Raw genomic sequence first — 13181 nt, forward strand, 5'->3', positions numbered from 1 at the left:
ATCGCGAAATGCCCCGCTGGAAACAAAAAACCCACGCAAATGCGTGGGTTTTTTGTTGGCTGACGCGTGGTGGAAGGCGCGCGTTCAGTGGTGCATAAGCGCTTCTACACCGAACGCACGGACTTCTTACTTCTGCTTCAGCTTCGCGAATGCCGCAGCCATTGCGCCGCCTGCTTCCGGTTCGCGCGAGCGCTGTTGCGGCGCGCCGCGTCCATTGCCACCCGAGCGGCCGAAGTTGCCGCGATCCTGCTGGGCACCGCCGCCACTGCGCGCAGCCGCCGCGCCGAACTCGTCGTCGAGGCGCATGGTGAGCGCAATACGCTGGCGCTTCACATCGACTTCGAGCACCTTGACCTTGACGATCTGTCCGGCCTTGACGACCTCGTGCGGGTCCTTGATGAACTTCGTCGACATTGCCGATACGTGCACGAGCCCATCCTGATGCACGCCGATGTCGACGAACGCACCGAAAGCCGCGACGTTCGTGACGACGCCCTCGAGCACCATGCCCGGCGTCAGATCGCTGACTTTCTCGACGCCTTCGCGGAACGTCGCCGTCTTGAACTCCGGGCGCGGATCGCGGCCCGGCTTTTCGAGTTCGAGCAGAATGTCGCGCACGGTCGGCAGGCCGAAACGTTCGTCGACGAATTCGCCCGGCGACAAGCCGCGCAGCGCATCCCGATTGCCGAGCACTTCACCAACGTGCTTGTTGATCTTCGCGAGGATCCGTTCAACGACCGGGTACGCTTCCGGGTGCACCGACGAGCGGTCGAGCGGGTTCTCGCCGTTGTTGATACGCAGGAAGCCCGCAGCCTGTTCGAACGTCTTGTCACCGAGACGCGGCACCTTGCGCAGATGGTCGCGCGACGGGAACGGGCCGTTCGCATCGCGATAATCGACGATGTTGCGAGCCAGCGTGGCGTTCAGCCCGGACACGCGCGCGAGCAGGGCGACCGACGCCGTGTTCGCGTCCACGCCCACGGCGTTCACGCAGTCTTCGACGACCGCGTCGAGCGAGCGCGCGAGTTCGCGCTGATTCACGTCGTGCTGATACTGCCCGACGCCGATTGCCTTCGGCTCGATCTTCACGAGTTCGGCGAGCGGGTCTTGCAGACGCCGCGCGATCGACACCGCGCCGCGCAGCGATACGTCCATGTCGGGGAATTCCTTGGCGGCCAGTTCGGAAGCCGAGTACACCGACGCGCCGGCTTCGGACACGACGATTTTCTGCAGCTTGAATTCCGGATGACGCGCGATCAGTTCGCTCGCGAGCTTGTCCGTTTCACGTGACGCCGTGCCGTTGCCGATGCTGATCAGCTCGGCCTGCGTCTGCGCGCAGATGCGCGCGAGTTTCGCAATGGAGCCGTCCCAGTCGCGGCGCGGTTCGTGCGGGTAGATCACGTCGGTGGCGAGTACCTTGCCGGTCCGATCGACCACCGCGACCTTCACGCCGGTGCGCATGCCCGGATCGAGGCCGATCACGGCCTTCGGCCCCGCGGGTGCGGCCAGCAGCAGGTCCTTCAGATTGCGCGCGAACACGCGAATCGCTTCGTGTTCGGCTTCGTCGCGCAGGTTGGTCAGCAGTTCGTTTTCGATGTGCGGCTGAACCTTCACGCGCCAGCACCAGCGGCACACGTCGGAGAGCCACTTGTCGGCCGGACGGTTCTGGTTGGCAATGCCGAAGTGACGTGCGATCAGCGCTTCGCCCGGATGGGGCACCTGTGCGTCGAGTTCTTCGCCGAGGCCCAGCTTGACCATCAGCACGCCCGCATTGCGGCCGCGGAAAAGGGCGAGAGCACGATGCGACGGCACCGTGCGGATCGTTTCCGCGTAGTCGTAGTAGTCGCGGAATTTCTCTTCTTCAGCGGTTTCCTTGCCTTCGACCACTTTCGACGACACCACGCCCTGATTGAACAGGTAATCGCGCAGTTTGCCGAGCAGATCAGCGGTTTCGCCGAACTGCTCGGAGAGGATGTCGCGGGCGCCGTCGAGCGCGGCCTTCACGTCGGCGACGCCTTTCTCGGCGTCCACATACGCGGCGGCTTCCGTTTGCGGGTCGAGCAGCGGATTGCCGAGCAGCGCGTCGGCGAGCGGCTGCAGGCCGGCTTCGCGGGCAATCTGTGCGCGAGTGCGGCGCTTCGGCTTATACGGGAGATACAGGTCTTCGAGCACCTGCTTGCTGTCGGCGCCCTCGATCGCATTGCGCAGCTCGTCGGTGAGCTTGCCCTGTTCGTCGATGCTCGCGATGATCGCCGTGCGCCGGTCTTCCAGTTCGCGCAGATACAGCAGGCGTTCCTCGAGGTTACGCAACTGCGTGTCGTCGAGATTGTCGGTCACTTCCTTGCGGTAGCGGGCGATGAACGGAACAGTCGCTCCTTCGTCGAGGAGTTGCACCGCGGCCGCGACCTGGCGCGGCTGTACGGACAGTTCGGCGGCGATGCGCTGTACGATCTTGAGTGCTACGGTTTCCGTCATAAGCTCTTGGGTTTCCTGCGGACTCGGTCAAGGGCCGTGCGCCGGCGGCGCCTTGCGGCGCCGGGCACGCAGTGCGTGCGCGCTGCGACCAGGTTGCTAGAGCGGGGCATTTTGCCACAAATGCCAAAGGGCTCAACCGCCGGGGGTGATAGAATTTCGGGCATGTTCCGTTGCCCCTCTACGACGTTGCCAATCTCCTTTTCTTTCAACCGCCTGGGCTCGCACCCGGTCTCCCGCTCGCCACATTTGCCGCCGTTCGCAGTGCGCTGGCCGTTCACGTCGCGTGGGCGAGTGACGCGTGGCGCCGAAGTGAGCACGCCGGTTTCCGGCAGGGCGTTCGTGGTGTCGTGCGCGGCGTGCCTGATGGCTGCCGCGTTCGCGTTATCGGCGCCTGCTTCGGCGCAATCCGTAGCGCCTGAAAGCGGCGCTATTGCGCCTACCGTCAAGCCCGTGGGCTCGGCAACCGGAGGCGCGGCATCGGCGGAGCAGGGCAGTGGCGTCGGTGGCGAAACGAATGGCTCAGTGAATGCCGGAGCTGACAGCACAGCGAGCGGCGACAGCGCGACGCCGGGAGAGAGCGAGTTCGACGCGCGGCAGAAAGTGCTCAACCAACGCAGCGACGAAAACAACTACCGCTACGGCGTCGCCGAGCATAATTGCTACAGCACGTTCTTCGTCAATCACTGCTTGAACAAGGCGCGCGATCAGATGCGCACGGTGCAGGCGCAGATCCGCAAAGAGCAGCTCGCGCTCGACGGCGAGGAGCGTGCACAACGCGCCCGCAAACGTGACGAGCAGGCGGAGCTCAAGCGCGCGCAGGACGAAGCGAGCGCGCCGCAGCGCGCCGCCGAAGACGCGCGCAACGCCCAGGCTTATGAAGAGAAGCAGCGTCAACATCAGTTGAACGAGGCGCAGCGCAGTGCCGAGGCGCCGCAGCGCGCCGCCAACGCGCAGGCGTACGAGGAAAAGCAGCGTCAGCACGCAATCGACGAGGCGAAGCGCGGCATCAGCCCGTCTAAGGCCGCGGCCAATCAGCAGGCTTACGATCAGAAGCAGGCCGACTTTCAACGCAAGCTCGACGAGGCTCGTCAGCAGGGCGCACAAAAGGCTCAGGAACGCGTAGAGAAGCAGCAGAGCTTCGAGAAAAAGCAGGCCGATGCGGCCCAGCACAAAGCCGACATCGAAGCGCGCCAGAAGCAGGCCGCCGAAAAAGCGGAGCAGAAACGTCAGGACCAGTTGAAGCAGCAGAAGCAACTCGAAGAGCAGCAGAAGCAGCAGCAACAGTGAGCCGCGCGCGGCGTTGCGCTCGTGTGGCGGGCGCCTGCGCGGTTGCAGTATCGCAGTAGTGCGCGCATGCGTGCAGGCAGTCGTAAGTCGTAGCGCGTTTTGAGCCGGACAGCAACCTCAGGCAACGGGCTGAACATGGCGAACATGCAGCCCACGCAACAGTCGAGCGGAGGCGAGCATGCGCGATCAACATCACGTCATCAACGCGGACACACTTCGCGACCGGATTCTGCAACTGGAATCCGAGCACAGTGGGCTCGACCGTTTGATCGGCCGAATGTCGGATGAGCCCGGCATCGACGACTTCGAGTTGCAGCGCCTGAAAAAGCGCAAACTCAAGGTCAAGGACACCATCATCTTGCTGCAATTGCAGCTCGAACCGGACGTACGCGCCTGAGTTCGCGGCCTGGCAGGCGCCGGGCGCGCGCCGCGCGAGCCGGATTTTGCAGGAAACGCTTGCCTTGAATTCACAGCTTGAAACTTCCGGCCGCGCGACGGCCGCCGACGACGCGTCACAAACCGGCACACCCGCGCCGCGTCCCGCCGCGTCCGCGCTGAGCGCGTCGCTCAATCCACGCCGCGCCGCGGAGATCAACGAGATCTTCGCCGACAACGGTTTATTGGCCAGGCAGATTGACGGCTATCGCTCGCGCGCGTCGCAGATCGAAATGTCGCGTGCCGTCGCAGCCGCGATGGAAGCATCGGGCCGCGCGATGCCAGAGCCCGCAATGTTCGAGGCGCAAAAGCGTCCGGCGCGGCGCCTGCAAACCGGCGTTGCCGATACCGCAGCCGAAACGGTAGAAGCCGACGAAGCCCAGGGCCTGGATGGCGGCGAGAACACGCTGATCGTCGAGGCGGGCACCGGTACCGGCAAGACCTATGCGTATCTTGTGCCCGCCATGTTGTGGGGCGGCAAGGTGATCGTTTCGACGGGCACCAAGCATCTGCAGGACCAGCTCTTTCAGCGCGATATTCCGACCGTGCGCGACGCGCTTGCGGTGCCGGTGTCGGTCGCCATGCTCAAGGGCCGCGCGAACTATCTGTGTCACTACTATCTGCAGCGCACGGCGGACAACGGCCGCTTGCCGTCGCGCCAGGAAACGTCGTATCTGCAGGACATCGTCCGGTTTGCAAAGATCACGCGCACGGGCGACAAGGCCGAACTCGCGAGCGTGCCGGAAACCGCGGCGGTGTGGTCTATGGTCACGTCCACGCGCGATAACTGTCTCGGTCAGGAATGTCCGCATTACAAGGACTGCTTCGTAATGCAGGCACGCCGCGAAGCGCAGCAGGCCGACATCGTGGTGGTCAATCACCACCTCTTTTTCGCCGACATCATGTTGCGCGATACCGGCATGGCGGAGCTGCTGCCCACGGCCAACACCGTGATCTTCGACGAAGCGCACCAGCTTCCCGAAACCGCCACGCTGTTTTTTGGCGAGACGCTTTCCACGGCGCAGTTTCTGGAACTCGCACGCGATTGCGTCGCCGAGGGTTTGGGTCACGCACGTGACGCGGTCGACTGGGTCAAGCTCGGTTCCACACTGGAACGCGCCGCGCGTGACGTGCGGCTCGCGTTCAAGGAAGACTCAGTGCGTTTGTCGATCGGTCAGTTGCCGGACGATCATCCGTTGTTTGCTGCACTCGAAGCGCTCGAAACCGAACTCGACGCGCTGACCTCCGCGCTCGCAACGCAAGCCGAACGCGCCGAGTCGATCGGCGCCTGTCTGCGCCGCGCTCGCGAGTTGCAGGGCGTGCTTGCCGGCTGGACGACGCCGCCTACCGAGCTCGAACGTCAGGCGGTCGACACGGCTCAGAGCGGCTCCGCTGAAGGCCGGAGCGAGCGTGCCGATCCCAACGAGAAGGTGCGCTGGATCGAAGTGTTCGCGCATACGGTGCAGTTGCACGAGACGCCGCTCTCGGTCGCGCCGATCTTCGCCAAGCAGCGCGCAGGCGTGCCGCGTGCGTGGATCTTCACGTCGGCCACGTTGTCGGTGCGCGGCGATTTCGCGCACTATGCCGCGCAAATGGGACTCAACGCCAAACGTTCTATGACGTTGCCGAGCCCGTTCGACTATCCGTCGCAAGGGCTTCTGTATGTGCCGCGCAATTTGCCGCAGCCGTCGTCGCCGACGTTCACCGACGCTGTGTTCGACGCAGCCTTGCCGGCGATCGAAGCGTCTGGTGGAGGCGTATTCATGTTGTGTACGACGCTGCGCGCCGTGGACCGAATCTCCGCCAAGCTGCGAGATGTGATCGAAGCGCGCGGGTGGAACTATCCGCTGCTCGTGCAGGGCGATGCAAGCCGCACGGAATTGCTCGACCGGTTCCGCGCTTATGGCAACGCGATTCTGGTGGGCAGTCAGAGCTTCTGGGAAGGCGTCGACGTGCGCGGCGACGCGCTGTCGCTTGTCGTCATCGACAAGCTGCCATTTGCGCCGCCTGACGATCCGGTTCTGTCAGCGCGTCTCGATGCGCTGACGAAGAAAGGTCTGAGTCCGTTTGCGGTTCATCAACTGCCGCAGGCTGTCATTACGCTGAAGCAGGGCGCGGGCCGTCTGATCCGCGCGGAAACCGACCGTGGCGTCTTGATGATCTGCGACACGCGTCTCGTTGAAAAACCTTATGGACGCCGAATCTGGCAGAGCTTGCCGCCGTTCAAGCGCACACGTGAAATCGAGGTGGTGCGCGAGTTTTTCGAAGAGAGCGGCGAGGCCGCTCAATAGCCGCGCTTCAATAGCCGCATTCCGTTTCGATAACCGGCTTCGATCGCATTAATGCCGTAGCGAAAACGGCGCCTGAATGACAAAACGCCACGAACGTGAGTTCGTGGCGTTTTGTTTTACCGCTCGGGAAATCGAGACGATTTCCCGATGCAGTTTTCGCCCTAAGGCGAACCCTACGCGACAGCTTACTGGCTTGCGCCCGAAGCCGGAGCAGCAGCCGAAGCGGCAGCGCCTGCGTCCGAAGCAGCGGTGGTAGCCGAAGCAGCAGCGTCGCTCGCAGCAGCAGCCGCACCCGAAGCAGCAGCAGCCGAATCCGAAGCTGCAGCAGCAGCCGGTGCCGAAGCGGCAGCTGCGTCGCTAGCCGGGGCAGCGGCTTGGTCGTTGCTCTTGTTGCATGCAGCCAGTGCCACAGCTGCCAACAGGGATGCTACGAGGAGGGATTTCTTCATGATCACGTCCTTTTATGGTTAAAGGTAAGCAACAGCGCAAAATAATACCGGTAATGTGCTCCAACACCGACCTGGGCCGCTGGTGGAGACGCTCTTGTGACGAGCAGGAATCTTCCCTACGGCTTGGGCGGAAATTATATGCACTTTCGTACTGACAATCCATAAATCCGGGGTCAATACGTTGTCTTTCTCATACAAAATTTCTATGTACTGTGTATAACAGACACGCGAGGCTAGGCAAGCTCGCCCATCCGTATCCAGCCCGCACAATACCACTCGTGCAGCCGTGCTGTCACCGACGAATCGTGTGAGAGTGTTACAAAGCGTTTCGCACTCAGACACCGGTAATCGGCGAGATCAAACAACCATTTTTTCGCGCCGTCGAACGACGTTTTCTCTCCATTTACGAAGAAAAAACGGCGGTTGTACAACAAATTCGTCTTGCGGTCCAGTCGCACACCTAAGCTCGATGCCTGACTGATGAAACGCGCCTTGTTGAGCGGCCTTTGCGGCGGATCGAAGACGACACTCGGCTTGGGTTCGCTGAGGTACGTGCCAAGGAACGACGCAATGTCCTGCTCATTCCATTTGATGCCAGCAAGGATTGCGCCAACACGTTCGACCAGCGCGGCAGGCAGTTCGGCCGGCCGGTCTACGGCAGGCTGCTGCGGGTCGCGGTAAAGCGCCCCGGGCTGCCCGTTTGCTTCGCCGCGTTCGGCCAGATGGTAGAGAAACTGGGCCGTCAGCTCGCCGGCCGACGGTGCGCGAAAGCCGATCGAGCACGTCATGCACTCGCCCTCGGCGACGCCATCATGTGCGATGTGCGGCGGCAAATACAGCATGTCGCCCGGCTCCAGCACCCACTCTTGTTCCGCCTCAAAGTTCTGTAAAACTTTCAACGGCAGTCCCGCTTGCAGCGTCAGATCTTTCTGCGAACTGATGCGCCAGCGCCGCTTGCCTTTTACTTGCAAAAGAAACACATCGTAGGAATCGAAGTGCGGGCCGACGCCGCCGCCGTCGGTCGCATAAGAGATCATCAGATCGTCCAGACGCGCATCGGGCACGAAGCGGAAGCGGTCCAGCAGGGCACGCGCGCGATCGTCGTAGAGGTCGACGCCCTGCACGAGCAGGGTCCACGCGCGTTGCTTGAGCGACGGCAGTTCGTCCGGAGCAAAGGGTCCGTGTTCAAGTTGCCACTTATTGCGAAAGTGCGTGATGAGGCGCGCTTCGACCTCATCCTGGTCCGCCAGTTCAAAGAACTCGTCGCGCGTGAGCGGCGACTCGACATCGGGAATCGCCTGGCGGATCAATAAGGGCTTTTTCTGCCAGTACCGGCGCATGAATTGCGACGGCGTGAGGTTGCCGAGCAATGGCGTTGGTGTTTCGGGCGAAGGCGGAAGAATCGCGGTAGCCGGCTTTTTAGCCGATGACGAATTGCGTGCCGAAGCTGCTTCGGCCGGGTGGTCAGTGGGCCGCTTGGGCATCGTATAATGTGAGTTGTATTCTGGAGAATCGAATGAAAATCGCAAAGAACACCGTCGTGTCGGTCGCCTACAAGCTGTCGGATGCGCAGGGCAATCTGATTGAAGAAAGCGACGAGCCGATGGTCTATCTGCACGGCGGCTATGATGGCACGTTCCCCAAGATCGAGGAAGAGCTCGACGGCCACGAGGCCGGCTTCGAGACCCAGATCCAGCTCGAGCCGCAAGATGCATTCGGTGAGTACGATCCGGACCTCGTGAAGATCGAGCCGCGCAATCGCTTTCCGGAACCGCTCGAGGTCGGCATGCAGTTCGAGGGCACGCCGGAAGAAGGCGACGAGGACCTCGATTCGCTCGTCTACGTGGTGACCGACGTCGCGGAAGACAAAGTCGTGCTCGACGGCAACCATCCGCTAGCCGGCATGGCGCTGCGTTTTGCGTTGACGGTCAAAGACGTGCGTCCGGCGACCGAAGACGAAATTCAGCATGAACACGCGCATGGCGCCGACGGCCTCGAAGTGCTCGACGAAGACGACGAGGCTGACGACGAGAGCGGCAAGTCAGGGCCTACGCTGCACTGAGCTTGCAGGCACGCCGGGAGTGCCGGAAGCCCCCGCGGCGCCCGGCATGCGCGGCTGCGCGGACGGGACTGTTTGCGCAGGCGGAACCGACGTGGCGGGTCCGTATCCGCCGCCGCCCTGGTCGGCTGGAATGCGCGGCAACTGGTCGAGTTGCTGAGAGTCCGGTTGCGGCTGGCCGGGTGTCTGAAATAGCGGCGGCAAGTCCGAGGCCGGCGCGGGTAAGGGCGCAAGCGACGGCCCAGGCGACGACCCAAGCGACGGCACGGCCGGCATCGAGGCGGCGGACTCCTCCCGCAGCAACGGAGGCGCCGTGGGCATCGGCATTTGCGGCGGTACGTCGCGCACGGTCACGCGAAACGGCGGCTTTCTGCCGAAGTCCGCTTCTATCTGAATCCACTGGTTAAGACGGTCATGCGGCGCAAGCGCGACACGCGTGAGGTTCGTCACCAGGTTCCCCTTGTCATTGCGTAGCGGCTGATCGATCACAAAGCCCGCGCTTGCGCGTTCGTCGTCGGAGTGGATGACGAGCACCGGGCCCGGGAAGATCTGCGCGAGCTTCACGAGGCTGCGCTTGAACTCCAGGAATCCGTCGCGGCGCGGATTGCGCCCGAAGCGCAGCCACGCGAAACGCTCGGGCCGCTCATAGCGCTCGGGATCGGGATCGCCCTGAATGAACACAACTATCGCGCGGGCGTCGCGGCGCTTCGCAAATTCGCCGGCATGCTCGAGCCAGAATGCATTGGCGATCACCCGGTCTTCGAACTCGCCGTTGCGTCCGCCGGCAGTCAGATAATGATTGTTCGGACTCGGCACATTCAGCCCGACGAATACGGTGTCTCCCGCTTGCCAGCGCACATTTTCCCGATACGGACGAAAGCGCGACACCTCGCTCTCGCGCGTCAACGCAATCGCGTTCTGGCCCATCGAGTTGGCGTCGCCGAAGAGCGTCTGGCGGAGCTGGTCGAGCCGTTCGACCGGATCGAAACCTCCGGCCTGCGAGCTCGCGCAATCGATCCAGTCGTGCTGACCCGGAATGAAAAATAGCGCGGGCCGCGACGTTTCCAGCACTGCATGCCGGCGTTCATACAGCGCATCGCGGCAGGCTTCTTTCGGGCCTTTGAGATTGCCGTCGTACACGATGAACGACACGCCGCGTTCCCGGCCGATTGCATCGATCAGCCGCTGTGTCGGAGCTTCGTCGGCGGGACTTTGCATGGTGTTCGCGATGACCGCGAAGCTATAGCCTGGCGCTGCCGCATACGTCGCCGTTGCGGGCAACAGGAAAGCAAAGACAGACGCGAAAACGGCGGCGAACCGCCCCCGGCCGCACGCTTGCGTAAAGGTAATGGGAATGGCAATGGTCAATGCCGCGCCGAGTCGGCACGGACGTTGCGAAAGACAGCGGCGTGCGTCAGTGATCGGCATCCGGCGCGGCGGCCAGCTCATGCAGTTCATACAGCAGATCGAGCGCTTCTCGTGGCCGCAGATCGTTCGGATCGATGCCGCGCAGACGCTCGACGAGCGCTTTCATTGCGGGCGATGGCGAAGCCGCTTCACTACCGGCGGCGCGTTCGTCGTCCGCGTCTTCGAGCAACGTTGGCAGCGGCGCGGCGAACAGGTCGAGCTGCGGAGTAGGCTGCGCCGCCGACTGCTGTTCAAGATGCGCGAGATGCTTGCGCGCCGCGCGAATCACTGCGTTCGGCACACCGGCGAGCTGCGCGACCTGCAAGCCATAGCTCTGGTTCGCCGGGCCTTCGTTGACGGCGTGCAGAAACACGATGCCGTGCCCATGCTCGACCGCAGACAGATGCACGTTGGCCGCTTGCGGAAATTCGGCGGGCAACTGCGTCAGCTCGAAATAGTGTGTCGCGAAAAGCGTATGGCAGCCGTTGTGCGAAAGCAGATGCCGCGCGATGGCCCATGCGAGCGCGAGACCGTCGAAGGTAGACGTGCCGCGGCCGATTTCATCCATCAGCACGAGGCTTTGCGGCGTCGCGTCGTTCAGGATCGCAGCGGCTTCGGTCATCTCCACCATGAACGTCGAACGGCCGCCGGCGAGATCGTCCGCTGCGCCGATGCGCGTGAAAATGCGGTCGATCGGGCCGAACGCCGCGCGCCGCGCCGGCACATAGCTGCCCACATATGCAAGCAGCGCGATCAGTGCCGTCTGGCGCATGAAGGTCGATTTACCGCCCATGTTGGGGCCGGTGATCAGCAGCAGCTTGCGCTCGGGCGTTAGCGTGCAGTCGTTCGCGATGAATTGCTCGACCTGCGCCTCGACAACCGGATGACGGCCCTGTTCGATTTCGATGCCCGCGTTCGGCGAGAAGCTCGGCGCAACCCAGTCGAGCGCGCGAGCACGTTCGGCGAAGGCGGTCAGCAGGTCGAGCTCCGCGAGTGCCGACGCGACGCGCTGACAATCGGGAATGAACGGCAGCAGCGTCTGCAACAGCGCGTCGTAGAGCGAACGCTCGCGGGCGAGTGCGCGTTCCTGCGCGGACAGCGCCTTGTCTTCGAACGTCTTCAGTTCCGGCGTGATGTAGCGCTCGGCGTTTTTCAACGTCTGACGGCGGCGATAGTCGTCGGGCACCTTGTCGGTCTGGCCGCGTGTGACCTCGATATAGAAGCCGTGCACCTTGTTGTATTCGACTCGCAGATTGCCGATGCCGGTGCGCGCGCGTTCACGCGTTTCAAGATCGATCAGGAACTGCCCGCAGTTCTCCGAAATATCCCTGAGCTCGTCGAGCTCCGCATCGTAGCCGCGTGCGATGACGCCGCCGTCTCGCACCATGGCGGCCGGCTCCTGCGCAATGGCGCGCGTGAGCAACTCGACGCAAGCTTGCGGCGGTTCGAGCGACACGTCGATGCGGGCGAGCGAATCCGCATTCGATGAAACAGCCGCCACCTTCGCGCGAAGCTCGGGGAGGGCGACGAAGGTATCGCGCAAGCTCGACAGATCGCGGGGCCGCGCGGAAAGCAGTGCAAGACGGCCGGTGATCCGCTCGATGTCCGAGATGTGCCGCAACGCGCTGCGCAGCGAGTCGACGTCCGCACCCGCGGGCGCCTCGAGCAATGCGCCGATAGCCTGCTGACGCGACTGCGCGACCAGCGGGTCGCGCGGCGGATGATGCAGCCAGTGCCGCAGCAAACGGCTGCCCATGGTCGTGCAGCACGTGTCGAGCAAGGAGCACAGCGTGGGCGACTCGGTGCCGCGCAGCGTTTGCGTGATTTCCAGGTTGCGCCGCGTGGCAGGGTCGAGGCCGATATATTCGGACTCGTACTCGACCTTCAGGCTGCGCACGTGCCGCAGTTGCTGACCTTGCGTGGCCGCCGCGTACAGCAGCAACGCGCCGGCCGCGCCGCATGCGCAGGTGAGTGAATGCGCGCCAAAGCCGTCGAGGCCCGCCACTTCGAGTTGATCGCACAGACGTTGCGTACCCGAGGCGACATCGAAATGCCATGCGGGCACGCGAGTCAGTGCGCGCGCGCCGGTGGGCGGCGTCCAGCTCGCGGAATCCGCAGCGGTGTCGGCAACCAGAATTTCCGCAGGGCCGATCCGTTCGAGCGCCGCGGCCACCTGATCGGGTGCGACTTCCGCGAGACGCAGCGCGCCGCTCGCGAGATTCAGCCACGCGAGGCCGACGCCCGTCGCGACGCCGCGACGGTTGTGCGCGACGCACATGGCGAGCAGAAAGACGTCGTTTTTGTCCGACAGCAGCGCGGCGTCCGTGAGCGTGCCCGGCGTGACGACGCGCACCACCTTGCGCTCGACGGGACCTTTCGACGTGGCCGGGTCGCCGATCTGCTCGCAGATTGCGACGGATTCGCCGAGCTTCACGAGCTTCGCGAGATACTGTTCGACCGCGTGATGCGGCACGCCCGCCATCTTGATCGGATTGCCCGCCGACGCGCCGCGCTGCGTGAGCGTGAGATCGAGCAGACGTGCGGCTTTTTCCGCGTCTTCGAAAAAGAGTTCGTAGAAGTCGCCCATCCGGTAGAACACCAGCGTGCCGGGATGCTCCGCCTTGATGCGCAGGTACTGCTGCATCATTGGCGTGTGTGACCTCTCGTTATCCATTACTGGGCCTGGGGTTGCTGCCTGCAATGCCTTACTCCTATTGGTTCTGCCGGTTCTGCATACGTCTTCTGTTCGCGCCAGAAAGCGCCGCAATGTGTCAGTAC

Annotated in this window: 9 protein-coding genes; 4 read left to right on the forward strand and 5 right to left on the reverse strand. The window is 63.4% G+C overall.

Annotated elements, in window-relative coordinates; all coding sequences use genetic code 11:
• Positions 1-126: 126 nt before the first annotated feature.
• Positions 127-2475 carry a Tex family protein gene (locus tag JMY24_RS04095; RefSeq protein ID WP_201701421.1) on the reverse strand — a complete coding sequence of 783 codons (2349 nt, stop codon included), beginning with the start codon at positions 2473-2475 and terminating at the stop codon, positions 127-129.
• A gap of 162 nt (positions 2476-2637) precedes the next feature.
• Between JMY24_RS04095 and JMY24_RS04100 the strand changes: the two genes are divergently transcribed.
• The 3 genes from JMY24_RS04100 to JMY24_RS04110 all read left to right on the forward strand — a co-directional run bounded on the left by JMY24_RS04100 (position 2638) and on the right by JMY24_RS04110 (position 6488).
• A complete protein-coding gene (locus JMY24_RS04100; protein WP_164853540.1) occupies positions 2638-3762 on the forward strand; it encodes a hypothetical protein in 1125 nt (374 codons plus the stop codon).
• A 178-nt stretch (positions 3763-3940) separates the two neighbouring features.
• The gene (locus tag JMY24_RS04105; RefSeq protein WP_020065556.1) at positions 3941-4159 is read left to right on the forward strand and encodes a DUF465 domain-containing protein; all 219 of its coding nucleotides are present in this window, start codon (positions 3941-3943) and stop codon (positions 4157-4159) included.
• Between the two features lie 64 nt (positions 4160-4223).
• Positions 4224-6488 carry an ATP-dependent DNA helicase gene (locus JMY24_RS04110; protein ID WP_201701422.1) on the forward strand — a complete coding sequence of 755 codons (2265 nt, stop codon included), beginning with the start codon at positions 4224-4226 and terminating at the stop codon, positions 6486-6488.
• Positions 6489-6673: 185 nt separating this feature from the next.
• Here JMY24_RS04110 and JMY24_RS04115 read toward each other — a convergent pair whose 3' ends face one another.
• Positions 6674-6937 carry a hypothetical protein gene (locus tag JMY24_RS04115; RefSeq protein WP_084166713.1) on the reverse strand — a complete coding sequence of 88 codons (264 nt, stop codon included), beginning with the start codon at positions 6935-6937 and terminating at the stop codon, positions 6674-6676.
• A 233-nt stretch (positions 6938-7170) separates the two neighbouring features.
• Positions 7171-8421, reverse strand: a complete 1251-nt coding sequence (locus tag JMY24_RS04120) for a cupin domain-containing protein (protein WP_201701423.1) — start codon at positions 8419-8421, stop codon at positions 7171-7173.
• A 32-nt stretch (positions 8422-8453) separates the two neighbouring features.
• Here JMY24_RS04120 and JMY24_RS04125 point away from each other — a divergent pair, with 32 nt between their 5' ends.
• Entirely contained in the window at positions 8454-8999 is a 546-nt protein-coding gene (locus JMY24_RS04125; protein ID WP_128587171.1) for an FKBP-type peptidyl-prolyl cis-trans isomerase, read from the forward strand.
• Here the strand turns inward: JMY24_RS04125 and JMY24_RS04130 are convergent.
• The gene (locus tag JMY24_RS04130) at positions 8979-10424 is read right to left on the reverse strand and encodes a hypothetical protein (protein ID WP_201701424.1); all 1446 of its coding nucleotides are present in this window, start codon (positions 10422-10424) and stop codon (positions 8979-8981) included. The genes JMY24_RS04125 and JMY24_RS04130 overlap by 21 nt on opposite strands.
• Positions 10411-13077, reverse strand: coding sequence for a DNA mismatch repair protein MutS (gene mutS / locus JMY24_RS04135; RefSeq protein WP_128595380.1), 2667 nt, complete (start codon positions 13075-13077; stop codon positions 10411-10413). The genes JMY24_RS04130 and mutS overlap by 14 nt, the downstream gene beginning before the upstream one ends.
• Positions 13078-13181 lie beyond the last annotated feature (104 nt).

The organism is Paraburkholderia kirstenboschensis (assembly GCF_904848585.1).
Taxonomy (GTDB): Bacteria; Pseudomonadota; Gammaproteobacteria; order Burkholderiales; family Burkholderiaceae; genus Paraburkholderia; species Paraburkholderia kirstenboschensis.